The organism is Paenibacillus sp. FSL R5-0923 (genome assembly GCF_038009145.1).
GTDB lineage: Bacteria > Bacillota > Bacilli > Paenibacillales > Paenibacillaceae > Paenibacillus_AQ.
On sequence record NZ_JBBPAT010000001.1, the window covers coordinates 2,086,934 to 2,113,538 of the forward strand.

Below are 26,605 nucleotides of genomic sequence, written 5' to 3' on the forward strand. Positions count from 1 at the left end.
ACATCATTACACTTAGATCATCAGAATCTCTCGGATATCTTGTTCTGTAAGGGTAGATAACCCTTCCTGACCTGGCTGGATCACTTCATCGATTAAGTTCCTTTTCTTCTGTTGTAGCTCATACATCTTGTCCTCCACAGTGCCTTGGGTTACGAGTCTGATCACTTGAACTACTTTTTTCTGTCCGATCCGGTGAGCCCGATCTGCAGCTTGCTGTTCGACGGCAGGGTTCCACCATAGATCGTATAGAATGACAGTGTCTGCCCCTGTTAAGTTGAGTCCGGTTCCACCAGCTTTTAAGGAGATCAGGAAAATATCACGCTCTCCTTCATTAAATTGATTACATAAATTTACCCGTTGAGACACAGGCGTTTGACCGTCTAGGTAAAAATATGGAATACCTTGATATCCGAGTTCTCGTCCAATCAAACCGAGCATTTCTGTGAACTGGGAGAATATTAGCATTCGTTTACCTGAGCTGCGGCATTCCTCAATGATTTCAAACAGCTGCTCGAACTTGGCGGAGCTTCCTTCATACCCATCCACAAATAGAGCCGGGTGACAGCATAGCTGGCGCAGACGGGTGAGACCAGCAAGGATTTTAATCCGATTATTATTACCGAAGCTATCCTGGGTCAGATGCTTAAGCGCCTCTTTTTTCAAACGGGCGAGATAAGCGACATATAACTTCTTCTGCTCAGGGAACAGCTCACAGGCTTGGAGTGATTCGATTTTCTCAGGCAATTCTTTTAACACATCACTCTTTAAGCGCCGCAGCAAAAAGGGACGTGCCCGTTTAGCGATAGTTTCCCTCGGCAAATCGTGAAAAGCCTTCTTACCTGGAAACAACCCGGGAAACACAGTGCCGAAGATGGACCATAGATCTTCTAGCGCATTCTCAACAGGAGTCCCAGTAAGTGCAAAACGATGCCGGGCTTGAAGAGCCATAACTGCTTGAGCGGTCTGCGTAGTATGGTTCTTTATGGTTTGCGCTTCATCGAGAATCAGGGTATGAAAAGATTTCTTAGCATACAACTGAACATCTCTGCGAAGCAGTGGGTAAGAGGTGATGATTACATCCGCCTTCGCTGCATTTTTTAAAATCCGACCGCGTTCCGTTAAGCTTCCATCTGCAATAACAGCCTTAATCTCAGGCGTGAACTTTTTAAGCTCATTATGCCAGTTGTAGGTCAGAGAGGCAGGAGCGACAATAAGAGCGGGCAGACCACTCTGACGAATATCCGGAAGCTCAGAGAGCAGAAAAGCGATACTCTGCAGCGTTTTGCCAAGACCCATATCATCCGCTAAAATTCCCCCGAAACGATAATGGGCCAGCGTCTTCAGCCACTGAAATCCATACTGCTGATAATCCCGGAGCACAGGGGCCAGACTCTCTGGTATAGGGAAGTCAAGGTTCTCAGGATTGTGCATATTCGCAAGTAACCTTTTAAAGGATCTGCTCAGTTTGACTGAGTCACTTTGAGAATCGGAAGAGGTTAAGTGTAACCCACGAACGACTGGTAAAGAAAATTGCGCACCTTTAATCTCACCTTCTCGAATGCCCATCTCGTTCATAAAGGTGATGATTTCTTGGAGCTCCTCGCTCTCCAGCGGTAGCAGTGCCCCTTCGGGCAAGCGGTAGTATTTACGTTTATCCTGAAGTGATTTTAAGACCATCACAATCTCAGATTCGGGAATACCACCCATGTCGAATTTAAAATCAAGCCAGTCGGTTTTCTCATTCCAACTAATACTCACTTTTGGTGGCGTGGTTCCCGTGAATAGTCTTTCTTTGACAGCGGTGGTCGCATAGACCGTTAATAGTGGTTCAAGCAACGGAATCGTGTGGTATAAAAAATCGTACTCACCGTCCTCATCCGTCATAATATACCCGCCTTCGGTTTTGGCGAAGGATTCATGCTCCATCAGCTCCAGAATTCGGGCCTCTCCTTCACCGTCGCGTATAAGAATCAAGTCCGTACCGCGAACATGGGCTTTTTCATCCAAAGGATTGATGATAATGTCACCATACTGAAACTCTAGCCCGGCGAGCAGTCGATCTCTCACGCGGTCCAGATAGAGCCTGGCTATAAGCTTATGTTGCACAATTCGATCAGCAATAGATTCGGCAATATGCACGTTTCCCAGTTTTTTCAGACCAGGAATAACCTTGTCCATAAAAGGCTCCATTTGTTCGGGGGCAATATCGATGCCATCTCGACGAGAGGATTCCAGCATTTTCTTCATCTCAGATAGACGCATGCATTCCTGAGCAGTTAGCTTCAACAGCTTACCTTCAGACAGCACGAGTCCGTAATCTTCCAGAACTGAGATCTGCTCCAGTCCTTGAATATCCAGATGGTAGCCTTCGCCTTCGGCTTGTTCGAACGCAAAGCTAAGGGGCGGTGCTTCATTAGACATATGAATGCCTTCGTACAACACCTCTTCTTGTTGCAGATATACCGACGGAACCTCTGAAAGTGCGTGCTGAAGCTTCTCCCAGAAAAAAGGAGGGATAGCCAGCTGGCGATCTCCCCCCAGGTTGCCACCATATGGAGAATGGTTAGTGACGTTATCGCGATACATTTTTTCATTTAAGACAATTTCAATTAGCTTCTGAAGAACGATGTTATCTTCCTTCCGAAAGCTGTGAATGGCAGGGTCATAGACGAAATGCTTCGAGAATTCGAAGGTTTCTCCAAGATGTACACGTTCCAGAAAACCTCTTATTTTATGAACGACATATAGTCGTTTCGAGCCGATTTTCATTTCTATTCCCAGCATGGTAGTGCTATAGCTGTAAGTGAATGGCTTGCAGATGAACTCGACATTTAAAGGGATCCTATTATCTACAAAAGCCCCAGTACCGCTCGGACGCGGCTTATGGTTACTGAACATGCCTAGCAGGCTGCTCACAAGATGCTGGTCTCTGGACCTTCCTCCCATGTCTCGCGTAGAATCCGTAACATTACGTGGTGTTAAGACTCCAGTATCTTCAATAGTAGAAAGGCTAGAAGTTCCAGTATGAGCTGGCCGTTCTCCAGCAGTTTCAAGGGCATCAATGCTGATCAGTACGGCTGCGATATGTTTGCAGAAAGGCCCTCCATGCGTGTAAGCAGGACAAGTACATTCTGCCGTGACATCACCGTCGATATCGATGACAACCATGACTTCGTAGCCAATGCCCCCTTGAACGAGCGCTTCATAACGAGAGCGGGGAAGATCTGGGATGGATTCATTACGTTCTTCAACATCTATTATATCGACGCTTCCTGACTGGTAATAAGCCAATCCTTTTTCAAAAATAGACTTGCCGCACAGCAGCTTAATTACCCGTTCTGTCACACTAAAGCCCATAACATAATTCCTTCCTCGTAACTTGTTCTTCGAAAAGTCCGATTATTATATAGTCCTTATGATAACAGAACGGGCGTGCGCATCAAATAGGGGCTGCTACTCCACTAATCCCGTGCATAATAAAACGGATCGTCAGGTCAATCTCTTCCTCATCGTTCCAGTCCTTCTCCGGTTGTAGCAGCAGGCGATTAAGCAGATACCCACCAATGGATGAAATAGTGAAACGTAGAATAGCGGGTGTGGGTAATTCAATGACTTCACCTTTTGCCTTGAAGTGTTCAACAATTTCGATGACGCGCTCCAGCACCTTGCTTAGAATATTTTCTGCGAACTGTTCTCTGAGCAACGGTTGGAAAGGAATCTCCTGTATCAGAATCTTTAGCATTTTAAAATTTCTACGGGCGAACTCCAGACGATTGACGATAAATGACCGTAGGAATTCTTCGAAACTGTCATAGGGAACATCGAGTACCCCGTTGAAATTCCGCAGTACAAAAGGAGCGAGCATACGACTCATGGTGGGGCCAATGATGGAGAGCAGTAAATCTTTTTTGGTTTTGTAATATCGGAAAATCGTTCCCTCTGCTACGCCTGCTTTTTGAGCAATTTCACTGGTCGCAGCAGCAGCGTAACCTTTTTCGGAGAACACCTCAATCGCCGCATGCAAAATGGAAATCTGCTTCGGTGTCAGCTTATCCTCTTCACTTATGGCCAGCAGCTCTTCAATCCACTGCTCTTCTATATTTTGTTCCGTAGAATCATATTCTTTCATTACAATTATCCTCCAAACTTGGTACATTCCGTTCAACCGATGAAAGTTCTTAGTGAGGCTACATTTTCCGGTGTTTGCGCAGTGCCAATACATTCAGCACCATGAATAATAGTGAAAACCCGATCAGCACATAGACATCCAGAGCGATGGAATTCCATCCTTTGCCACGGATCATGATGTTCATAAGCGCTTCTGATCCATAATAAATTGGGGTTGCGTAACCGATGCGCTGTAGCCATAGCGGTAGGGTGTCGAGTGGGAACAGTCCGCTGAGGAAAACTTGTGGCACGATAATAAGCGGGATGAACTGAATCATCTGTAGCTCGTTGGCTGCAAAAGCAGATAGTAGCGTGCCCAGCGTCAAAGCTGCCATCGACAGGAGTAAGGTGATCAGCATTACGTAACCAAAGCTTCCCGTCATCATAATGCCAAGAATCTGAATGGAAAACCACGAGATCAATAGCGCTTGGAATACGGTAAAAATGCCGAAACCACATACATACCCGAGTACAATCTCCCATCTTTTTAAAGGAGTGGAAAGTAAACGTTCAAGGGTGCCTGTAGTCCGCTCTCGCAGGAAAGAAACACCGGCAATCAGGAATACGAAAAAGAAAACAAATACACCAATCATAATCGGACCGAAGCGGTCAATCGTCTTCATATTCTCAGAACCGTATAAGTAGCTGATCTGGGGCTGTAATTGCAGCTGTTTCTCTGTACTTGGAAGGAGCTTCTGAGAAAGCTTTTGAAGCGTCATAATTACCGCCTTGTTGGCTGTAGGGTTGCTACCCTCTAACAACACTTGAGGGATGACTCCTGAATTCCCAACGTTTCCGTCCAAAGTGATCAAAGCGTCAATCTTTCCTTCTACTAGAGCACTTTTCCCTAGCTCTTCGCTGGGATACTCTTTAATTGTGGTATTTTCTTCTTTTAACGCAGCTGAGATATTTAGTGGCACACCGGATACTCCAATTTTTGGCTCATAGGCGTCCCCGTTGAATACCAAGCTCATTAAACTTAGAACGACGAGCGGTGCAATGAACATTAAGGCCATCGTTCTTTTATCATGAATAAATTGTCGCAAAATCCGTAAGGTGATCGCTCGAATTCTCATGAACGGACACCTCCATAATATAGAAAGGCTTCTTCAATAGAAGCTGAGCCAGTGGCTTCAAGCAGTCCGGCAGGTGTGTCGGCGGCAAGCAGTTTGCCATCACGGATCATTCCAAGGCGATCACATTTCTCAGCTTCATCCATGACATGCGTAGTGAGTACAATCGTGGTACCTTTCTTGTTCAGAGCTTTTAGTTCTTTCCAGATGGATAGTCGGAGTACAGGATCGATACCTACTGTTGGTTCATCAAGAAGAAGTAGCGGAGGCTCATGGAGCAGCGCAATCGCCAGGGATAGGCGGCGTTTCATTCCGCCAGAGTATTGATCTACTCTTTTGCGCAGATGCTCCTGAAGATCTACTAGTTCCATAACAGCTTTGATACGTTTGCCGCGCTCCGCACCTTTTAGTCCATATAGCGCAGCGAAGAACTCCAGATTTTCTTTTGCGCTGAGTTCCGTATATAGGGCATCAGATTGAGCCATGTATCCAATTTGCTGCAGCATGGATAACTTAGGCATAGTGACACCAAGCACCTTTACCTCTCCTGAGGTCACCTCATCGATACCTGTAAGCAGCTTTACTAGCGTTGTTTTTCCGGAGCCAGAGGGTCCTAATATGCCGAAGGTTTCCGCACGCTCCACTTGAAGTGAAATATCTTCAAGCACCTGTTTGTCTCCAAAGGCTTTACTAACATGGCTCACTGAAATGACTGGAACTTTCGAACCCATATTCATCTCCTCGATTCTGAATAGTCTGGGATACAAAGTGGTGTTACTGAATGCTCTGCACAACAATAATGAGTGAGCGCTCACTCATTATTGTGCTCCGGAATCCAGTAAATGTAAAGTGCTAGATTTCCGCTACTTGAAACTAACTTACAATTAGGTGTAAATAGCAAAGTAGCGGCATTTTTGCACAAGATGCGAATACCTGCTCACGAACCAACTTGATATGATGTTAATAAGGAATACAGCTGGGATGTTCGACAACTCAATGATGCAAATGCCATTGCTTCCGAAATTGATTAGGCGTTGTGCCGAAATGGGTTTTGAACAATTTGCAAAAATGAGAGCAATTTGTAATCCCCACTTCCTCGGCGATGTGTGCAACTGTGTATTTGCTTGAAGTCAGAAGATGAACGGCTTCCTGCATTCTTTTGACCGTTAAATAATCGGAAATACTGCTGCCTGTACATTCCTTGAACAAGTGGGATAAATGATGGGGTGAAAGATGTAGATCCTTGCTCATTTGATCGAGCCGCAAAGGTTCCTTGTAATGCAACTGCAGCCATTCCATAATACGTTCTGCCTGATGTGGTTTACGAAGCAATTGTTCCATGGAGGTCGGCTTCTGCTGTGTATCCCAAAGCGGCTTTAAAGTACGTAGGAACGTGATGAGAAACAATGAGACCTCTTCCATGAAATCATTTTTGTGCAAAGTTGGAAGCGCTTTATCCAGATCCTTCAGAAGAGCTATCAGGGATTGCAGGTCCTGCTGTTCATACCATCGAGGTGAGGCAGAATTGCCGCTGTGAATATGATTGAAAAAGCTTTGTAGGATGGGCCACTTTTCAAAATAAGCTTTAAATATGCTGGGCTCGTAATGCACGATTGAACGCACGAACGGAACCGCCTCATTAATTTCAATTTGAATATGATGCAGTTGATACGGCTGGAAAATACAAATCATCCCTGGCTTTATTTCATAGCTATTTTGATCAATAATCAGCGTCCCTTTACCTTCATGAACAATAAGAATTTCAACACCCTGATGAGCATGGAATGTACCTTGATAGTCGTCTGTATTTGTACTTGTTCTTTTATATACAAAATAGAGATGGAACGGTTGTAAGTCCTGCTGCTCATGGTACGTCACATTCGTGTTCCTCCTATTAGTAGGGATGTGGATAACCTATCGTTTACAAAAGTATAAGAGAACCATTGCACAGCTAGCAACATCTAGATTAAAAAGTCTTACTCACTAATGGAGGACACCGAATTATGGCAGAACAAAAGACAGAATTACATAACGCAGGGTATAAAGCTTGGCTCGAATATCCATATATTCAATCGAGTGCAGTAAGAGAGTGCTATTCTCCTTGGTGCTATAACATCTGGACAGTCAAACAAGATCATCCAGTGATCATAAGTGCTGTGCAAGAACTAACACGTGGCATACAAGGAATGCTCGATATAGAAGCTACCATTGCTGAATCTCAGGATAAAGATAAACAAGCTTGTATTGCAATCGGTACGTTTGATAGTAATCATCCGTTGATTACGCATACCTTTAGCGAGGCTACAAGGACAGCAATTGGATCAGAAGGATATGCCATTCGAACAAACACGGAGAAGGACTGTATTGCAATTGGTGCTTCCACACCCGTGGGTTTACTGTACGGTGTATTTGCATTCCTACGCTTGCTTGGAACGGGTCAATCGATTAAGGCGTTGGATATGTTGGATCAGCCGGTAAATACGCTCCGCATGATGAATCAATGGGATAACGTCGATGGAAGCATCGAACGTGGTTACGCAGGGAAGTCCATATTTTACTCAGACAACGAAATCACTAAGGACTTTGCTCGATTGCAAGATTATGCGAGAATGCTCGCTTCGATAGGAATCAATGCGATTGCTATAAACAATGTCAATGTACATCGGTTTGAAACGATGTTTATTACGGAGCGCTATCTTCCTGACATCACGAGGATTGCCGATATCTTCCGTACCTACGGGGTGAAGCTGTTCCTAAGTATTAACTATGCTAGCCCGATCGAAATCGGTGGATTGAATACAGCTGATCCGTTAGATTCTGATGTACGCCAATGGTGGAAGGCAAAGGCGGTAGAAATTTATAAATTGATTCCAGATTTCGGCGGTTTCCTCGTAAAAGCTGATTCAGAGAATCGTCCAGGTCCATTCACTTATGATCGTGATCATGCAGAAGGTTCGAACATGCTGGCTGAAGCTTTATTGCCTTTCGGGGGAATCGTCATCTGGCGCTGCTTCGTTTACAATTGCAAACAGGATTGGCGGGATCGCTCCACCGATCGTGCACGAGCGGCATATGATCACTTTAAAGCGCTGGATGGCCAGTTCATGGAGAATGTTATTTTACAGGTGAAGAATGGTCCTATGGATTTCCAAGTACGGGAAGGCGTATCTCCGCTGTTCGGTGCCATGAAGCATACGAATATGATGATTGAATTTCAGGTTACACAGGAATACACAGGCCAACAGCGCCATGTCTGCTACCTCATTCCTCAATGGAAGGAAGTTCTTGATTTTAATACTTACGCAACGAATTCGGAGTCATCGGTGAAACGGGTCGTCGATGGATCCATGTATGGTTATAAATATAGCGGCTTCGCTGCTGTTTCAAATATTGGTAATGATCATAACTGGACGGGGCATTTATTAGCGCAGGCCAATCTATATGGTTACGGTCGTCTCGCTTGGAATCCGGAATTAAGTGCAGAGCAAATCGCGAAGGAATGGACAATGCTCACGTTCAGTGCAGAGGATGAGCAGTTAATAGATACGATTCGTGAGATCTTGTTAACCTCATGGCATATCTATGAATCTTATACTTCGCCACTTGGGGTAGGCTGGATGGTCAATCCTGATCATCATTACGGTCCAAATGTGGATGGATATGAATATTCGAAATGGGGAACGTATCATTTTGCAGACTTACAAGGGATTGGCGTAGACCGAACAATAAAGACGGGTACGGGATATGTTGCTCAGTATCAAGGAGCGAATGTAGATTTGTATGAATCGGTAGCTACTTGTCCAGATGAGCTATTACTGTTCTTTCATCATGTACCGTATACGCATACTCTTAAATCTGGTAAAACGGTCATCCAGCATATTTATGATACGCATTTTGATGGCGTGGATCGCGCAGCAGGGCTGAAAGAGAAGTGGCAATCCCTTGGGGGGAAAATGGATGGCAGCAGGTTTGGACAGGTGGCAGACCGTCTGCACGAACAGGTACTACATGCCCGCGAGTGGAGAGATATCATCAATACGTATTTCTTTCGAAAAAGCGGTATCCCAGACCAGCATCAACGTACAATATACTAAATATTAGCAGTAGGAGGAGTGTGTCCAGCAGGGCCACTCCTTCTATTGCTCCATCCCTTTGTTTCATAATCCTATGAGAAGAAAGGAAGATACACCTTGAATCAGAAAAGATTATTTAATGAGGACTGGGAATTCGCCAAGAGTACTTTAGAAGTGACGAATGCTGAGTCCTTGGATTTCCATCCCATCGATCTCCCACATGATTGGTTGATTTATAACACGTTAGACTTATATGAGAATAGTATTGGCTGGTATCGAAAGTGTTTTATAAATACAAAGAACGATGAGCAGCTATTGCTGTGTTTTGATGGTATTTATATGGACTCCACGATTTATGTGAATCATCAATGGGTTGGGGAATGGAAATACGGTTATTCTTCCTTTGAATACGAAATTACAGATATGCTCATAGACGGGGAAAATGAAATTCTAGTGAAGGTCGTGCATCAGAGTCCGAATAGTAGATGGTATTCAGGAGCGGGTATCTATCGGAATGTATGGCTCAAGACAAGAGATTGCAATCACATCGTGACAGATGGAATTTACATTCATACAGTACAAAAAAATGACGTTTGGCGAGTGGAGATCGACACCGATGTGAGCATTACAGGAGATATGCGGCTTTCCCAAACCATTCTGTACAAGGATCGAGAGATAAAAACCTGTGTTGAGAAAATCTCGGCTGGAGATCAAACACAAGCCACCTCACGTGTAAGTCAGGTGCTGACTGTAGAGAATGCTTTATTATGGAGCCCCGGTGAGCCGCATTTATATCAGCTAAAAACGGAATTGCAGCATAAGGCACCTGATCAGGGTTCTGATGAAGTGTGGACAACAATAGAAGAAGTAACACAGTTTATAGGCTTTCGATCGATTGTACTGGATCCGCAAGAGGGAATGCTTCTGAATGGGGTAAAGACTAAGCTTAACGGAGTTTGTGAGCATCATGATCTTGGAGCATTGGGTTCGGCGTTTCATACAGCAGCATTGCGAAGAAGACTTGAGATCTTAAAGGACATGGGCGTAAATGCAATACGCACCGCTCATAATATGCCTGCTGCAGAGCTTATGGATCTGGCGGACGAAATGGGGCTGCTTGTGGTTTCAGAAGCCTTTGATATGTGGGAGCGATCGAAGACCACATATGATTACGCAAGATTTTTCAAGGACTGGGCGTTAAAAGATGTGAGAAGCTGGGTCATGCGAGATCGTAATCATCCAAGCTTGTTCATGTGGAGTATTGGCAATGAAATTTATGATACGCATGCTGACAAGAAAGGGCAAGAATTGACGAGCATGTTGATGGAAGCCGTGCTTCAATATGATCCGAAAGGCAACGGGAAAGTGACCATTGGATCGAACTATATGCCATGGGAGAATGCTCAGAAATGTGCGGACATCGTAAAGGTGGCAGGCTACAATTATGCGGAAAAATATTACCATCAGCATCACGCGGAACATCCTGACTGGATTATCTATGGTAGTGAAACCGCCTCTATTGTGCAGAGCAGGGGAATATATCATTTCCCATTCGAGCAATCCATCCTGGCTGATGACGATGAGCAGTGCTCTGCACTAGGTAATAGCTCTACAAGCTGGGGAGCGAAGTCAGCAGAAGCGTGTATTATCGCGGAGCGAGATGCAGCGTTCTCATTAGGGCAATTTATATGGACGGGTTTTGATTATATTGGTGAACCTACACCGTATCATACGAAGAATTCGTATTTTGGACAGATTGATACAGCGACCTTTAAAAAGGATTCATATTACATCTATCAAGCGGCTTGGACAAATTACAAGGAGCATCCGATGGTGCATATTTTTCCCTATTGGGATTTCAATCCCGGTCAAATGATCGATGTTCGAGTCTGCTCGAATGCTCCCAAGATAGAATTGCAGTTCAATGGTGAGACTGTTGGGACCTATGAAATCGATCATGTACATGGAACGCAGCTAGCGGGCTGGTGGAAGCTTCCTTATGAACCAGGCGAGCTCAAGGCAATCGCTTATGATGAGGCTGGCCAAATCATTGCAGTAGACATCAGGAAATCGTTCGGGGATGCGAGTCGAATCTGCTTAAAAGCTGATAAGGGTACACTCCTTGCGAACGGCACAGATTTAATCTTCATCGAAATTACGATGGAGGATGAGCGCGGGAATGCCGTTGAGAATGCAAACAATCGCGTTCAGGTTCAGGTGGGCGGAGCAGGCCGTTTGATCGGTTTAGATAATGGAGACAGCACGGACTATGATCCATACAAAGGAACGAGTAGACGCTTGTTCAGCGGTAAGCTTATGGCGATTGTTGCTGCGAGTTTAGAAGCGGGTACGATAACAGTTGAGGTTACATCGAAAGGTGTAGTAGGTAGTAAGCTACAGCTTCAATCGCTCCCTGTGGCAGATCGTGGAATAGGCATTTCAGCTAACACTAGAAATCTAGCATTGCCCTGTGTGATGGGAAATGTAGAAGAAATTCCTTTACGAAAGATAGAAATTATAAGTCATTCTGGACAACAGTTTAATGAAAATAGAAGAGAAATGAATGTACACGCCATCCTTTACCCTAAAGACACTTCCTATACTGAAGTGGAGTGGAGTATTGTAAATGATGCAGGGATTGAGTCCAATCTAGCGCGGCTCGAACAACTGGGACAAGAAGCCAAGATCACGGCGTTAGGAGATGGGAGTTTCCGCATTCGCTGTATGAGTAAGAACGGTACGGAAAAGACAAAGCTGATTTCACAGTTGGAATTTACAGCGTGCGGTCTGGGGACGGCTTACAAGGATCCGTATGGATTTATATCTGGCGGTCTATATGACGAGGTTAAAGGCGAAGTCGGAAACGGAAATGAACGAGGCGTAGCAACGAGTCGAGATGGTGAGACGCAGGTTGCTTATCGCGAGATTGACTTTGGAACTTACGGCTCGGATTTGATAACGATTCCCCTATTCGCATTGTCTAGCGAAGCCTACGAGCTCCAGATTTGGGAAGGCATGCCGGACGAAGAGAACAGTGAGCTTTTGGCAGACGTCATTTATCAGAAGGAATCGCAATGGAATGTTTATCAGGAGGCAACCTATCTATTATCCAAGAGACTCACGGGTATCAGCTCTATTTGTTTCGTATTACAGAAGAAGGTGCACATTAAAGGCTTCTCATTTGTGAAAAAGAACCGAGCGTTCGAGCAGAATAGGGCTGTGGATTGTGATCGCATTTATGGTGATACGTTCACCATCGCGGAACAGGGTGTTGAAGGAATCGGGAATAACGTATCTCTCGTGTTCGAGCAGATGGATTTTACGACGGAAGGTACTTCAAAGCTTATCATTTGTGGGAGATCTCCGATCGATAAGAATACCATTCATCTTCGCTTCGAAGAGGGTGAAGCATCTAACAATCAACTGATCGAATTTACACAGTCAGATGGATATGTAGAGCGAGTATTTGAGTTGGAGAAAGTGACAGGGGAGCAGAAGGTAACGTTTATCTTCTTGCCTGGAAGTCAGTTCGATTTCGGTTGGTTTCGGTTTGAATGATCGATTGTCCTTTCAACTACTACGATAAATGAGGTGCGTGTACATGTTAACAGGCAAGATGAATGCTGCAATAATGGATGAGCAATTATCGATTTCTGTGAAGCAAATAGATATTCCTGTTCCTAAGGATAATGAAGCGCTAATTAAGGTGTATTGTATCGGAATTTGCGGGTCAGATGTTCATTACTATGAGCATGGAAGAATCGGTCGTTATGTAGTAAAGGAACCGATCATATTAGGCCATGAGCTGGCTGGTGAAGTCGTTGAGGTTGGTAAGCAGGTATCAAATATAGCTGTAGGTGACCGAGTAGCGGTTGAGCCAGGAGTGACCTGTGGACAATGCGACTATTGTAAATCAGGACGTTATAATTTGTGTCCAGATGTGGTCTTTCTTGCAACACCCCCAGTAAATGGGGCTTGGGCAGAATACATTGTCATGCCAAGCGATTATCTATTTAAACTTCCGGATTCTATGAGTTATGAGGAAGGCGCAATGCTGGAGCCATTGTCGGTTGGTTTTCATGCGATGATGCGTGGTAAGGTTCAACCGTTTGATCGAGTGCTAATAACGGGTCTTGGTCCGATCGGACTGCTTGCAGGACAAGCAGCAAAGCTATTTGGCGTTTCTGAAATTTATGGTACGGATGTCGTACCTTTTCGGCGTCAACTTGCAATGGAGATGGGCTTCACTGCAGCATTAGATCCAGTAAAAGAGAATGTTGGACAGCGACTCAACGAGTTAACGAACGGATTTGGAGTTACACTCGTCGTAGAATCATCGGGTAACGCAAGGGCGATGGCGGATACAATTAAGTGGGTTCGCCGTGGCGGGAGAATTGTATTTGTCGGTTTACCAGCCGATAGTGCTATTCCGATGGACATGGGACAATTTATCGATGGTGAGATCGATGCTTATGGTGTTTTTCGTTACGCGAATACCTATCCGGCTGCGATCCAAGCGTTGCAGCATTCTTCATTAGATATTGAGAAAATAGTTACGCATCGCTTTGCGCTTACAGATACTCAAGAAGCTCTTGAAGTAGCACGTAAAGAGAAGGATACAAGTATTAAGGTAATGATTTATCCGAATATGCCTTAATGCGTGTTATATAAAAAGAGACCGTCCCAAAAACCATGAAAATGGCTGCTTGAGGCGGTCTTTTTGTGTTTACGTAGGAGCAACTATTGCTTTTTATATGGACGCTCCGCGAACGGACCGTTGTTCCAATCGCTGTGGTCTCCAGATTTAATTTATTTTCCCTACGCGGTAAAAATCCGGAGACCAAGGCGAACGCTATCGCTTTTCCACAATCAGTCCGTCCTCTCCGCTGTTTTAGAGGGGGAAGTTTTAACAAAAAAAACGAGACCGAAGACACATAGATATGCCAAGTTGGACAAATCTTTCTACTGTAGGACAGCCTCTTCGCGCTATTACGCTTTAATATAATCTGCAAAATTCTCCAGTAAGTATAAGGAGTTCATATCTTCACGCAAATGATGCTGGACTAGCTCATCCACTTTGTCTGGTTCATGATTTGTCATACAATCCAGGATCATGTGATGCTCGCTCAAAATTTTCTCCAGCTTTTCTTGCTTTAGCGTATGCAAGCGTCGATATCTTTCATAATGCACATGGGAAAACTTAATTTGCTCCCACAAAAATTCATGTCCTGCTAATGTGAATAACGTCTTATGATAGGCGTCATCCAATGCAAAAAAGTGCTCAATGGAATGTTCTTGATGTATGGCATTTTTTTGTTCTTCTAGGTTCTTCTTAAGTTCTATAATTCCTTTAAGAGTAAGGCTATCGCATAGACCTTTGATAATATCCTTTTCTAAAACGCTTCTTAAATAGATCATTTGCTCGACAGATTCCAAATCAATGTATGAAACCAGATTCCCTTTCTTCGGATACACATCAATATAGGACTCGAGGGATAGCTGCTTTAGTACATCGCGCAAAGGTGTTCTGGATATCTGAAACCGTTCGGATAACACGGTCTCACTTAGAATGGTTCCAGGTTTTAGCGTTAAATTAAGAATTTCGTGCTTTAATAGGTTCAAAATATCATTTTTGGTGGACATGAGGTTGCGTCTCCATTGCCGTTGAATTTGTAATGCTGATATCTGAAACGGGATTCTGAAATAAGATATTGATTTCATTATATAATTTTTTAATCTTGTATACAAGATTGGGAATTATTGATTTTATGTCATTGACAAAAGGTATTATTTAAATCTAATATTTGAGTATATTATCTTGTATACAAGATCTCGACATATGAAATTATAGGAGGTTTTATCTAGATGAACATGACATGGAGATGGTATGGAGAAGGCAATGACAACATTACGCTTGATCATATCCGGCAAATTCCGGGGGTAATGGGTATTGTCTGGTCACTACATCATAAGGTAGCGGGCGAAGTGTGGGAAATGGATGACATTCAAAAGGTTGCGGATCAAATTACGAGCAAAGGGTTTAGCACTGCCGTAGTAGAGAGTGTGAACGTCCATGATGATATCAAGATTGGACTCCCGACGCGTGATAAATATATCGATATTTACATAGACACCATACGGAAGCTTGCCAAGGTCGGTACTAAAGTGATCTGTTACAATTTCATGCCTATCTTTGACTGGACTCGGACGGAGCTGTACAAGGAATTGCCAGATGGCTCGAATGCTCTTTTTTATGAAAATGCGGCCATTAATGAGAACCCGCGCGACATGGTAAATCGTATTCTCGAGGGGGCAGGCGAATTTACGATGCCTGGCTGGGAGCCAGAGCGTCTTGCGAAGCTCGATGAGCTATTCGCCGCTTATGCAGATGTAACGGAAGAGAAGCTGTTCGAGAACTTGGTCTATTTTCTGAAGCGCATTATTCCTGTCTGTGAAGAAGTCGATATCAAAATGGCTATTCATCCCGATGATCCTGCTTGGCCGATCTTTGGCTTGCCCCGCATTGTCCGCAGCCGTGATACGATCCGTCGTTTACTTGACGCAGTAGATAGTCCGTATAATGGATTAACCTTCTGCACTGGGTCGCTCGGTACGAATCCGAAGAACGATCTGCCGGCTATGATTCGGGAATTCTGTAATCGCATTCATTTTGCTCATATTCGAAATGTTAAGGTTTTTGAGAACGGAGATTTTATTGAGGTCTCTCATCGTGGACGGGATGGCAGTGTGGATGTGGCAGAGGTTGTTAAAGCGTATCATGAGAATGGATATACGGGGTATGTGCGTCCAGATCATGGTCGTCATTTGTGGGGGGAAGAGAAGACTTGCCGCCCGGGGTACGGGCTGTACGATAGAGCAATGGGGATCATGTATTTACTTGGTGTGTGGGATAGTCTCGACAATACGATGGGGGTGAAGTGAATGCTGTTTCTGACAAGAGAGAGTATTCAATCATGTGCAGAGGTGTGGAAGGACGCTGACGTGGAGCTTCCTCAGTTTGATTATGAGCAGGTGGCAGAGAATACGCGCGTTAGGCCGGAATGGGTCCATTTTGGAGCGGGAAATATTTTTCGGGGATTTGTTGCGAATGCTCACCAGAAGCTGTTGGAGCTTGGAAAAGCAGATACAGGTATTATTGCCGCTACCTCCTCTGACTACGAGCTGATTGACAAAATTTATAAACCGCATGATCATTTAACACTTCTCGTACTAATGAATGCGAGTGGCGAGTTTACAAAAAAGGTCATTAGCAGCATTACCGAAGCTATTATGGCAAACAAGAATCGAGCGGAGGATTACTGCCGTTTGGTTGAAATTTTTGAAAACCCGAGCCTGCAGATGGCCAGCTTCACCATCACAGAGAAAGGTTATACCTTGACCGGTCCTGATGGAATGTATCTTGATATCGTGAAGAAGGATATGGAACAAGGCCCAGAGCAGCCATCCCACAGCATGAGTGTTATCGCTTCTCTAGCGTACCGTCGATATCTTAAGGGGCAGTATCCGATGACTTTTGTCAGTATGGATAACTGTTCGCACAATGGGGATATGTTGAAAAATAGCGTGATTACAATCGCCAAGGCATGGGCTGCGAAAGGGGTTGTGGAGCAAGGTTTTGTTGCGTACCTCGAAGACGAGAGTCGCATAACATTCCCCTTATCGATGATCGATAAAATCACACCACGTCCATCCGAGGTAGTACGTAATGCTTTACAGGAGCAAGGGATTGGCGGCATGGATATACTTATTACCTCGAGGAACGCTCATACCGCGCCTTTTGTTAACGCAGAAGTTAGTGAATATCTGGTCATTGAGGATAAGTTTACGAATGGGCGACCTTTATTAGAAGAAGCCGGCATTATATTCACAGATCGTGAGACCGTGAACAGGGTAGAAACGATGAAAGTTACCACCTGTCTAAACCCCTTGCATACTGCATTAGCGGTCACTGGCTGTCTACTAGGCTACACACAGATTTCGGATGAGATGCAGGATCAGACCCTACGTACATTAGTCGAGCGGATTGGGTATAAGGAAGGATTGCCTGTAGTTGTAGATCCTATCATTCTACGTCCACAGCAGTTCTTGGATGAAGTACTGCAAGAGCGCTTGGCGAATCCATTTATTCCGGACACCCCGCAGCGAATTGCGACAGATACGTCGCAGAAGGTAGGCATTCGTTATGGGGAAACAATCAAATCCTATGTACAACGCGAAAATCTTCATCCAGCTGAATTGACGGCGATTCCACTAGCAATTGCTGCTTGGTGCCGCTATTTGATCGGAGTGGATGATGAAGGAAATTCATTTGAGCTAAGTCCCGATCCGTTAATGGAGTCGCTTCAAGCGCATCTGCAGGGAGTGACTTTGGGAGATTCGACCTCTAATGTGCATAGAATTCTAGATAATGAGAAGATCTTTGGTGTACCGTTATATGAAATCGGTCTGGGTAGCAAGATTGAAAGTTACTTCTATGAGATGCTGAAAGGCCCAGGAGCTGTACGGAGAACGTTGGAAAAGCATTTAAATGAAGTGTTAGGGTAGATCACATTTACAAAAAGCCTCATGGAGTAAAAGCTACTGCACCCCGCAGAGCTATCCCCCATGAGGCTTTTTCGTGTCTAGTCCATTTGGTTTATCTGAATTTAGCAGTCTAGTACGCTAATATACCTACTTTTTCAAAAAAATAATTATAGTTAATATTTCCATAACATTCCTCTGCAACAGAGTTGACAATTGTAGACGAAAATGACATTAGCAGTTACCTATACGAAAAGGGTGAATCTAATTGAAAAACAGTAAATGGATTAGCGCAACGTTGGCTTCAGCACTTCTTGCAACTGTAGGCGTTGGGAGTGTATCTGCAGCTAGCATCGGCAGTAATGTAAAATCTGTGGCTACCAATCAAACCGCTGCAAAAACAGCAGTTAAAGAAGGTACAGCCACTTGGAATGTAAATGGTACGCCGATTGTGTTTAACACCATTAATAGCAGTGGTTACAAGTTGTACTCGCTGAATCAGGTAGCTGGTGAAATTGGAGCTAAGTTAGTACTTGGAGCTGGCGGGTTTGAACTTAATGACAGCAAAGGATTACATAATGTGAAACTCAAAACAGGCTCAAAGAGCTATCAAGTAGATGGTAATTCCGAGACATTCACAGTTGCTCCAGTATTTTATAACGGTAAAACCTATGTAGAGCTTTCTAAGTTAGTTTATGCATTAGGTGGAGAACTGGATGCTGATGCTAGCACGATTCTAAGCTTTGCTCGTCCTGAAGGATTGTTTGATACTTTGCACTGGACAGCAGCTGGAAGTCTGATTGCGAACAAAAGTGATGCTGAATCTGCTCAACTTATCAAGTTCAGCACAGAGCCAGGTAACTACGAAGTATTTTCATCAAATGACAGTGCAGTGGATTTTGCAGTATCGCCGGATGGGCAGTGGGGAGCTTTCAATGATGAGACTGGTTTGTTGAATCTGATTAACCTGTCTAGCGGAGCTACTAAGACACTTGGTACTGACAATAGTGTAAAAACGGATCTGGTGTGGTCGAACGATGGTAAAAGTATTTACTTCGTCCAAGGTGACAAGCAAGAGAAAATCGCAAAAATCGCTGTTGACACTGGTGAAGTTAAATCCGTATTGGCAGACAAAGTAGAAAACAAATCCGAACTGCGCATTTCCGCTGATGAAAAGAGCGCCGTTTATATCGTTAACTTGACGGGTGTTGCTAAAAACGATGCGGACAGTACAGAAGATTCTCTTACTGTAGACTTCAGCTCTGCTGGAGAGCAGCTTTACAAGCTTGACCTGGCTACGAAAGATGCTAAACCAGCTGCACTGACAACTACACCGGATAACAAACTATACCCTGAAATTTCTGCTGATGGTAGCGTCGTTTACCTGAGTGCAGATGCTGAGGGTAACGCAGCTAACACATTGAAGGTTGTAAAAGCAGACGGAAAAAGCAGCAACATTGCACTTGATGTTGAAGTAACTTGGTCTACTGGCGTTAAGAACGGCTTGGTTGTAGCAGGTTCAGCGGCAGATGGAAGCACAGTAGTCTATTCCATTGATAACAATGGAGCTAAGACTGAGCTGTTCCGCTCCACTGAAGATGTATCTGAAGTAGCTGTTTCGAATGATGGAAGCAAGCTTGCTATCGTAAGTGATGGCGGTGTATGGGTGGTTCAAGGCGGTAAAGCATTGCAACTGTCGAAATAATAAATATCCCTAATCATATTTTAACGGCGTAGAGCCGAGAGGAGAAATAATACAAATGAAGATTTTCAAAAAGCTAACAGTAACGGCTCTAACGGCTGTAATTGCGGTAACCGCATCTTTCGCAGGGGTTGCAGCAGCAGCCGATTCACTTAAAGGTAAAATCACAGTTAACGGTTCAACCGCACTTCTTCCATTGACGCTTCAAGCGGCAAAAGAATTCCAAAAGCTGCACCCTAAAGTGAAAATCGCAGCCTCAGGTAAAGGTTCAGTAACTGGACCTCAAGCTGTTAAAAAAGGCATCGCCGATATCGGCGCTTGCGACTGGGATGCTAGCATCGACGTACCAGGCTTCAAAGCTTTTGACGGTCAAGTAGCAAACAAAGTAGCAGTTATTCCTTTTGCTACAATCGTAAACAAAAATGTTGGTGTAGATAACCTTACAACTGAACAGCTTAAAGGTATTTTCGCAGGTAAAATCACGAACTGGAAAGAAGTAGGAGGTGCAGATGCTGACATCGTGGTTATCACTCGCTCTTTCGGTTCCGGTACACGCGTTAACTATCAAGCTAAAGCTTTGGATGGCGGAGATATCGTTAAAAAAGCTAAGAACTACAAAGAAACAGGTTCATCCGGTGACATGAAGACTGCCGTAGGAACAACTCCTAACTCTATCGGTTATATCGACCTTGTATATGTAAGTGGTGACGTAAAAGCTGTTAAACACAACGGTATAGCTGCTACTACAGATAACGTAATCAATGGATCTTATAAGATCTGGGCTTATGGTTACTACATGACTAAAGGCCAACCTACTGGCGCTACAAAAGAATTCATCGAATACGTACAAAGCAAGAAGTTCCAACAAGGTTCCCTGAAAAAGCTTAAATTTATTCCGATCGCAGCAATGAAGGGCTAATAACATCTAAAGATCATATTGAACGGTAACAGCGGCCAGCTCCGATCTTGATACGGGGGTGGCCGCTTACAGGAGGGAAAGTATGGGGGCACCAGTCCAAGGCTTGGCAACTAGGGGAAAAGAGAGCGTAACGCAGGTTAGCGCTAATCCTAAACGTCATGGTAGACATTTGTTTAGCAACAAATTGTTTAAGTTTTATTTTTTATTCAGCATTCTTGCGCTTTGCTTCGTGCTTGGACTTGTAATTCTATTTATCGGCAAAACGGCTATGCTTCTGTTCGGCCATCTCTCGCCTGCGGACTTTTTCTTTTCCTTTAACTGGACGCCGGAAGAGGATTCTTTTGGAGCGGCTGCCTTCATTGTAAATACACTTTCACTAACTGCATTAACGCTGCTGATCGCAGTTCCTATTTCGGTAGGGATGGCAGTACTTTGTGCAGAGATTGCTCCAAAATGGATGAAGACTTTTATCCGTCCAGTGCTAGATTTATTGGTAGGTATTCCTTCAATTGTTTACGGATATATAGGCTTAACGGTATTACTTCCTTTCTTGCGCAGAATTAGTGGGGAGAGCTTAGGCGATGGCTTGTTAGCTGCTGCGCTGGTGCTCGCATTAATGGTGCTGCCAACGATTTGCCGAATCAGTGATGATGCCATTGTCTCTGTGCCGCGCAAATATCGTGATGCTGCATATGCTCTTGGATCTACCCGTTTACAGGTCATCATGCGTGTAGTACTGCCTGCGGCTAGCCGGGGAATTATCTCTGCGGTTATTCTAGGTATGACTCGTGCTGTGGGTGAGACGATGGCTGTAGTTATGGTTATCGGGAATACACCGCAATTGGCGAAGACGTTATTCACGCCAGCATCGGTGCTAACTAGTAACATCGTTATGCAAATCTCCAATGTAGAGTTTGACTCTACATGGAACTATGCGCTACATATGATGGCATTTCTCCTGCTAGTAATATCATTTGTATTAATTCTGATCATCCGCGTGCTGGGTAGAAAAAGGAGGGATGCAGCGTGAACGGATTCGCAAGTACAAAGCATACAGCGCGGGCTCAAAGAAACAATAAAATTGCAACCATAGGGTTTTATACGCTTGGGGCTTTAGTCATGCTGCTGATCTTCTGGCTGCTCTTCACGATTCTTAGTAAAGGTTTACCGGCACTTCGGCCCGATTTCTTGATTAAACAGCCTGAAGAGATTGACGCAGGTGGTGGGATTGGCCCGGTGCTGTTTAACTCCTTTTACATTTTGTTCATCTCGCTGTTTATTTCCGTTCCAATTGGTTTGGGTGCGGGAATCTATATGGCTGAATATGCACCAGACAATAAATTTACAGGCGCACTACGTATTTGCGTAGAATCTCTGTCATCGGTACCATCGATTGTGTTCGGTATGCTCGGACTCGCGATTTTTGCGGAATATTTCGATATCGGTCTGACGATTCTTGGCGGAGGCGTCAGCTTGGCACTGCTGAATCTACCTATGCTTGCGCGAGTGACAGAGGAAGCGGTACGTGCTGTCCCCGGGGAGATCCGCGAGGCTGGTTATGCGCTTGGGATGACTAAATTCCACGTGATCCGCACGGTAGTCCTGCCTGTTGCAATGTCTGCCATTGTTACTGGGATTTGTCTCGTTGCTGGACGCGCCTTCGGGGAGTCTGCGGTTATTATCCTTACCGCTGGTCTCAGTACCTCGGGAGAAATGTGGGATTTCAATCTGTTCTCGCCGGGTGAAACACTGGCCGTACATCTTTGGTATGTACAATCCGAGGCGATTGTAGAAGATGCGCGTCAAATTGCTGATAAGTCGGCAGCCGTACTTGTATTTGTAGTTTTGTTTATCAATTTTGTATTTCGATTTCCGTTGTGGCTTAGCAATCGCCGGAAGTAATGAGTTGGGTCTACGGGGGAAGCCTGTAGGCCTTTATTTGTTTATAGGGTTATTGATGGGGTGTCGATGGATTAGTATTGGATTGAAGTTGTTTATTCGTAATTAGGGAATATCTCCCAAAATTTCAGCGTTTTATGCTCTTTAGAAGCATAATTAGGGAAAACCTCCCTGAAATATCCTTGATTACTCATGATTAGCGGTTTTCAGGAAATATTTAGGGAGGAATTCCCTAAAAAGTTTGTTTTTTAGAGATTATAGGTAAATATCAGGGAGGATTTCCCTAAAACTATAGTCTCGGCAGGAAATAACCATTCGATCTGTTCACCCTATGTAGCTCCAAAAACTGAAAGGTCCTCGTCCTAATGTAAGCTGCCACGAATCCGATACCCAGTTGCTCATAATACGCCACCGTCGAGCTCCTAGTTCCCTCAACCAATCTAGTGTATCGAGCGTACCGCAGTTGATACAGCGCCCAATGATGGTCTGAGGAACGCCAACTGTACTCGGCCGAGACTTAGTTACTCAACAAGCCTAGTGCACTGATCATAGACCAGCCGACACACCACCTTAAGATGCCCCGAGAAGCATCACCAGCTGTCGGGTCAGGGCTTACTGCGAAGCGTATGCTTTCGATGCCTATACTCCGACGAACCTCTGTGCTTCGCATCCCCTGAACGCAAAAACAGCCTCCCCGAAGGAAGGCTGTTACTCTGACGTCCCGGAAGGGATTCGAACCCCTGACCGTGCGCTTAGAAGGCGCATGCTCTATCCAGCTGAGCTACCGGGACATGATTGCTGGCTGAAAAGCAAGCAGGAGTTATCATATCATGTACGTCGATATTTTTCAAGCTGTTTTTTAAAAAGAGTACGGGGTATGCTATAATCTACAATTATTAAGTTTCGGATGAAGCTTAAGGTCTTAATAACATTTATGACGTTTTAGAATTCAATTCACATAATTAGCTATAAGGAGGTGCCCTCATTAAAGATTCAGATTCCCCCGCCACAAAAGAGAATATCGTCCTGTTTCCCAAGACACTGGACTATTATCAAATCCAGCTTACGGTGATGCTGGAGAGTGAACGATACGGGGAAGCGATGGAGCTGCTGCGTTTTTTGTTGCAGTGTCAAGGACAGGAAGAACGAAATTACGAGGAATGGCGGTCTCTGCTGGAATGGCTCGAAACAGCTTTCCCCTACGCCTCTCAGAATGGAGATGCGGAAGGAGCCGTTCACCCCGAAGACGAAGATTTAAGGGAAGAAGATATGGCCCGTCTCTTGGCCAAATCAAAAATGACTGAGGATGCGGGGTATCCTCAAAAGCTGCTGCAGCGGATAATGAATGAGCCGTTGTCAGAGGCGACAATCCTAGCACTAGAGCAGCTTTCATATCTGGAAGGCGGCGGAGTCGATGAGGCGCTGACGGCATGGCTGCAGGGGGATAATGTTCACCCACTGCTGCAATTTCGGACCCTGCAGACCCTTCGGCGGCGTGGGATACAGGGAACAGTGAATCTGATTCGTGGTCACGAAACAGCAATTGTAGAGATTGAAAGTGTACCGCTGCAGACAGAGGATTTTCCACCACAGGTGAGTCAGGTGCTCGAGCGGGTAGCCGAGCAGGCGGAGGTACATGAGCCTACGCTGTATTATTTTGCACAGGAGCTCTGGGGCCAGTTCGTCATGTCGATTTATGGATCGGAAGAGTATCGGAAAATACTGGATGGGGAAGACGCGCTACTAGATATTTGGGCGGGGGCGTTACACCAGTTTGTATCTGAGAGCTTAAACGGTACACGGCAAGAGGAGGAGACTCGTGGAATGTACGGCATTACAGACGGCATGCGCTTTCAATTTGAGGGGGCATATCGTGCGCTCAAGGGTTTTGTAAAGACTTCTCTACTTGATAAATAAAGTAATGTTGTATATAATATAATGGTTATTCTGTGCGTGGATTGTATCATTTTTTGAAGTAAACTTGTGAACCTATATTTTGGAGGGAAAAGTATAATATGAAAGCAACATGGGAAAAAATAGAGAAGAACCTTGGAGTTCTTGAAGTAGAAGTTGACGCAGAACGCGTTGCAGCAGCACTTGATAAAGCTTTTAACAAAGTCGTTAAGAAAGCTAACGTACCAGGCTTCCGTAAAGGTAAAGTGCCACGCCCGATCTTTGAATCCCGTTTTGGTGTAGAAAGCTTGTACCAAGATGCAATCGACATTCTTCTTCCTGAAGCTTACGGTGAAGCAGTTGAACAAACTGACATCTTCCCTGTAGACCGTCCTGAAGTTGATATTGAGCAATTTGCTAAAGGTCAATCCTTTATCTTCAAAGCGAAGATCACGGTTAAACCTGAAGTGAAGCTCGGCGATTACAAAGGTCTGGAAGTTCCAGTACAAAAAGCTGAAGTGACTGAAGAAGAGCTGAGCGCTGAGCTTGCTCGTCTGCAAGAGCGTCATGCTGAACTCGTAGTAGTTGAAGAAGAAGCAGCAGCTAACGGCGACATCGCTGTGATCGATTTTGACGGATATGTTGATGACGTACCGTTCGAAGGCGGAAAAGCTGAGCGTCATTCTCTTGAACTTGGTAGCAACTCCTTCATTCCTGGATTTGAAGAGCAAGTAGTGGGAATGTCCACTGGAGATTTCAAAGATGTTGAAGTTACTTTCCCTGACGAATACCATGCAGAGAACCTTGCGGGTAAGAAAGCAGTATTCAAAGTGAAGCTGCACGAAATCAAACGCAAACAACTTCCTGCACTCGATGATGAGTTCGCTAAAGATGTAAGTGAATTCGAAACTTTGGAAGAGTACAAAGCAGATCTGAAAGCTCAGCTCGAATCCCGTAAACAGGATGAACTGAAAGGCCTTCGCGAGAACGCAGTTGTTGATAAAGCAGCAGCAAACGCTGAAGTTGAGATCCCAGAAGCAATGATCAACAGCGAAGTTGAGAACATGGTTCGTGACTTCGACACTCGTCTTCGTCAACAAGGTATGAACATGGATATGTTCCTTAGCTTCTCGGGTCAAACTCGTGAAGACTTGCAGAACCAAATGAAAGGCGATGCTGAAAAACGCGTTCGCAACAACCTGGTACTGGAAGTTATCGCTAAACAAGAGAACATTGAAGTTTCCGAAGAAGAAGTTAACGAAGAGTTGGCTACTATGGCTGAAGCTTACAAACGTACTCCAGAAGAAATTCGCAGCATCTTGGCAGCTAACGGTTCACTGGGCAGCTTGAGCGAAGAACTTTCTTTGCGCAAAACCATTGATTTCCTTGTTAGCAATAGTGTAGAAGTTGAAGCAGTAGAAGAAGCACCAGCTGCTGAAGACGCTAAAGCTGAGTAAGATTTTTCAAACTACCTAGAACGGCCGAGCAATCGGCCTCCATACAGATATGATAAGGCACGTAAGTTTCGTTACGTGCCTTATTTTTATCCTCGGGCACAGATATATGTGATTACATAGGTATCCGTATGAGCGTATGGTATTAAGGAAATTGGCGTGATGACGTCACTATCACAAGCGGTGGACAGGTCTGCTGTAGTGAAAAAATGACATCGGGCCGTGAACGTGTTAAAATATTTTTGAAACGATAAGACTAATCTGTATAGAGAAAAGAGGTTGGTGGCATGAGTCTGGTACCAATGGTTGTGGAATCAACAAGTCGTGGGGAACGTTCATACGATATCTATTCCAGATTGCTCAAGGATCGCATTATTTTCTTAAGCAGTGCGATTGACGATGATGTCGCCAATCTGGTTATTGCTCAATTGCTGTTCCTTGCAGCAGATGATCCCGAGAAGGACATTCACTTGTACCTCAACTCACCCGGTGGTTCAGTAACAGCCGGCATGGGTATATACGATACGATGCAATATATCAAACCGGATGTTTCAACCATTTGTGTAGGGATGGCGGCAAGCATGGGATCGCTCCTTTTAACAGCTGGGGCTCCGGGCAAAAGATACGCGCTGACTAACAGCGAAGTTATGATTCATCAACCGCTCGGTGGTGTTCAAGGTCAAGCGTCCGACATTTGGATTCATACCGATTGGATCCTCAAGACGAAACAGAAGTTGAATCAAATTTATGTAGATCGCACAGGTCAGCCCCTTGAAAAAATCGAACGGGACACAGACCGCGATAACTTCATGAGCGCGGAAGAAGCCAAGGAATATGGGCTTATTGACCAGGTTCTTTCTTCACCGATGAAATCTTAAAGGGGT

The 26,605-nt window shown here is 44.6% G+C and carries 18 protein-coding genes and 1 tRNA gene; 12 read left to right on the plus strand and 7 right to left on the minus strand.

What is annotated here, in order from left to right:
* Window positions 1–12 precede the first annotated feature (12 nt).
* The 5 genes from MKX35_RS09290 to MKX35_RS09310 all read right to left on the minus strand — a co-directional run bounded on the left by MKX35_RS09290 (window position 13) and on the right by MKX35_RS09310 (window position 7,118).
* Window positions 13–3,357 (minus strand): DEAD/DEAH box helicase, encoded by a 3,345-nt coding sequence (locus tag MKX35_RS09290; RefSeq protein ID WP_076300694.1) that lies wholly within the window; start codon window positions 3,355–3,357, stop codon window positions 13–15.
* An 82-nt stretch (window positions 3,358–3,439) separates the two neighbouring features.
* Window positions 3,440–4,129, minus strand: a complete 690-nt coding sequence (locus MKX35_RS09295) for a TetR/AcrR family transcriptional regulator (RefSeq protein ID WP_081383057.1) — start codon at window positions 4,127–4,129, stop codon at window positions 3,440–3,442.
* Window positions 4,130–4,187: 58 nt separating this feature from the next.
* Entirely contained in the window at window positions 4,188–5,243 is a 1,056-nt protein-coding gene (locus MKX35_RS09300; protein WP_076300695.1) for an ABC transporter permease, read from the minus strand.
* Window positions 5,240–5,971 carry an ABC transporter ATP-binding protein gene (locus MKX35_RS09305; RefSeq protein ID WP_076300696.1) on the minus strand — a complete coding sequence of 244 codons (732 nt, stop codon included), beginning with the start codon at window positions 5,969–5,971 and terminating at the stop codon, window positions 5,240–5,242. The genes MKX35_RS09300 and MKX35_RS09305 overlap by 4 nt, the downstream gene beginning before the upstream one ends.
* A gap of 262 nt (window positions 5,972–6,233) precedes the next feature.
* Window positions 6,234–7,118, minus strand: coding sequence for a helix-turn-helix domain-containing protein (locus MKX35_RS09310; protein WP_076300697.1), 885 nt, complete (start codon window positions 7,116–7,118; stop codon window positions 6,234–6,236).
* Between the two features lie 125 nt (window positions 7,119–7,243).
* On the opposite strand from MKX35_RS09310, the gene MKX35_RS09315 reads away from it, so the two are divergent.
* From MKX35_RS09315 to MKX35_RS09325, 3 genes are all read left to right on the plus strand, one after another.
* Entirely contained in the window at window positions 7,244–9,334 is a 2,091-nt protein-coding gene (locus MKX35_RS09315) for an alpha-glucuronidase family glycosyl hydrolase (protein ID WP_076300698.1), read from the plus strand.
* 96 nt (window positions 9,335–9,430) lie between these two features.
* Window positions 9,431–12,871 (plus strand): glycoside hydrolase family 2, encoded by a 3,441-nt coding sequence (locus MKX35_RS09320; protein WP_076300699.1) that lies wholly within the window; start codon window positions 9,431–9,433, stop codon window positions 12,869–12,871.
* A 43-nt stretch (window positions 12,872–12,914) separates the two neighbouring features.
* Window positions 12,915–13,970, plus strand: a complete 1,056-nt coding sequence (locus MKX35_RS09325) for an NAD(P)-dependent alcohol dehydrogenase (RefSeq protein WP_076300700.1) — start codon at window positions 12,915–12,917, stop codon at window positions 13,968–13,970.
* 332 nt (window positions 13,971–14,302) lie between these two features.
* Here the strand turns inward: MKX35_RS09325 and MKX35_RS09330 are convergent, their stop codons facing one another.
* A complete protein-coding gene (locus tag MKX35_RS09330; RefSeq protein WP_076300701.1) occupies window positions 14,303–14,956 on the minus strand; it encodes a GntR family transcriptional regulator in 654 nt (217 codons plus the stop codon).
* 222 nt (window positions 14,957–15,178) lie between these two features.
* Here MKX35_RS09330 and uxuA point away from each other — a divergent pair, with 222 nt between their 5' ends.
* From uxuA to pstA, 6 genes are all read left to right on the plus strand, one after another.
* Complete coding sequence (gene uxuA / locus MKX35_RS09335; protein ID WP_076300702.1) at window positions 15,179–16,255, plus strand: mannonate dehydratase; 1,077 nt, start codon at window positions 15,179–15,181, stop codon at window positions 16,253–16,255.
* Complete coding sequence (locus MKX35_RS09340; protein WP_076300703.1) at window positions 16,256–17,878, plus strand: mannitol dehydrogenase family protein; 1,623 nt, start codon at window positions 16,256–16,258, stop codon at window positions 17,876–17,878.
* A gap of 244 nt (window positions 17,879–18,122) precedes the next feature.
* Window positions 18,123–19,559, plus strand: coding sequence for a stalk domain-containing protein (locus MKX35_RS09345; RefSeq protein ID WP_076300704.1), 1,437 nt, complete (start codon window positions 18,123–18,125; stop codon window positions 19,557–19,559).
* 55 nt (window positions 19,560–19,614) lie between these two features.
* On the plus strand, window positions 19,615–20,475 hold the full coding sequence (locus tag MKX35_RS09350; protein WP_042191274.1) for a phosphate ABC transporter substrate-binding protein: 861 nt from the start codon (window positions 19,615–19,617) through the stop codon (window positions 20,473–20,475).
* Between the two features lie 82 nt (window positions 20,476–20,557).
* A complete protein-coding gene (gene pstC, locus MKX35_RS09355) occupies window positions 20,558–21,505 on the plus strand; it encodes a phosphate ABC transporter permease subunit PstC (protein ID WP_042191272.1) in 948 nt (315 codons plus the stop codon).
* Entirely contained in the window at window positions 21,502–22,377 is an 876-nt protein-coding gene (gene pstA / locus MKX35_RS09360; RefSeq protein WP_076286458.1) for a phosphate ABC transporter permease PstA, read from the plus strand. Before pstC ends, pstA begins: the two co-directional genes overlap by 4 nt.
* Window positions 22,378–23,091: 714 nt before the next feature.
* Here pstA and MKX35_RS09365 read toward each other — a convergent pair.
* Window positions 23,092–23,165 (minus strand) — tRNA-Arg (locus MKX35_RS09365).
* Window positions 23,166–23,445: 280 nt separating this feature from the next.
* Here MKX35_RS09365 and MKX35_RS09370 point away from each other — a divergent pair.
* The 3 genes from MKX35_RS09370 (at window position 23,446) to clpP (ending at window position 26,599) form a co-directional block, all read left to right on the plus strand.
* Window positions 23,446–24,291, plus strand: coding sequence for a hypothetical protein (locus tag MKX35_RS09370; protein ID WP_256716400.1), 846 nt, complete (start codon window positions 23,446–23,448; stop codon window positions 24,289–24,291).
* A 98-nt stretch (window positions 24,292–24,389) separates the two neighbouring features.
* A complete protein-coding gene (gene tig / locus MKX35_RS09375) occupies window positions 24,390–25,724 on the plus strand; it encodes a trigger factor (protein WP_076286460.1) in 1,335 nt (444 codons plus the stop codon).
* A 284-nt stretch (window positions 25,725–26,008) separates the two neighbouring features.
* Complete coding sequence (clpP, locus tag MKX35_RS09380) at window positions 26,009–26,599, plus strand: ATP-dependent Clp endopeptidase proteolytic subunit ClpP (protein WP_036685049.1); 591 nt, start codon at window positions 26,009–26,011, stop codon at window positions 26,597–26,599.
* Window positions 26,600–26,605 lie beyond the last annotated feature (6 nt).

Coding starts and splice junctions, on each gene's coding strand:
- MKX35_RS09290 (WP_076300694.1), bottom strand. CDS start 3,357: ATGGGCTTTAGTGTGACAGAACGGGTAATTAAGCTGCTGTGCGGCAAG.
- MKX35_RS09295 (WP_081383057.1), bottom strand. CDS start 4,129: ATGAAAGAATATGATTCTACGGAACAAAATATAGAAGAGCAGTGGATT.
- MKX35_RS09300 (WP_076300695.1), bottom strand. CDS start 5,243: ATGAGAATTCGAGCGATCACCTTACGGATTTTGCGACAATTTATTCAT.
- MKX35_RS09305 (WP_076300696.1), bottom strand. CDS start 5,971: ATGGGTTCGAAAGTTCCAGTCATTTCAGTGAGCCATGTTAGTAAAGCC.
- MKX35_RS09315 (WP_076300698.1), top strand. CDS start 7,244: ATGGCAGAACAAAAGACAGAATTACATAACGCAGGGTATAAAGCTTGG.
- MKX35_RS09325 (WP_076300700.1), top strand. CDS start 12,915: ATGTTAACAGGCAAGATGAATGCTGCAATAATGGATGAGCAATTATCG.
- MKX35_RS09330 (WP_076300701.1), bottom strand. CDS start 14,956: ATGTCCACCAAAAATGATATTTTGAACCTATTAAAGCACGAAATTCTT.
- uxuA (WP_076300702.1), top strand. CDS start 15,179: ATGAACATGACATGGAGATGGTATGGAGAAGGCAATGACAACATTACG.
- MKX35_RS09340 (WP_076300703.1), top strand. CDS start 16,256: ATGCTGTTTCTGACAAGAGAGAGTATTCAATCATGTGCAGAGGTGTGG.
- MKX35_RS09350 (WP_042191274.1), top strand. CDS start 19,615: ATGAAGATTTTCAAAAAGCTAACAGTAACGGCTCTAACGGCTGTAATT.
- pstC (WP_042191272.1), top strand. CDS start 20,558: ATGGGGGCACCAGTCCAAGGCTTGGCAACTAGGGGAAAAGAGAGCGTA.
- MKX35_RS09370 (WP_256716400.1), top strand. CDS start 23,446: ATGCTGGAGAGTGAACGATACGGGGAAGCGATGGAGCTGCTGCGTTTT.
- tig (WP_076286460.1), top strand. CDS start 24,390: ATGAAAGCAACATGGGAAAAAATAGAGAAGAACCTTGGAGTTCTTGAA.
- clpP (WP_036685049.1), top strand. CDS start 26,009: ATGAGTCTGGTACCAATGGTTGTGGAATCAACAAGTCGTGGGGAACGT.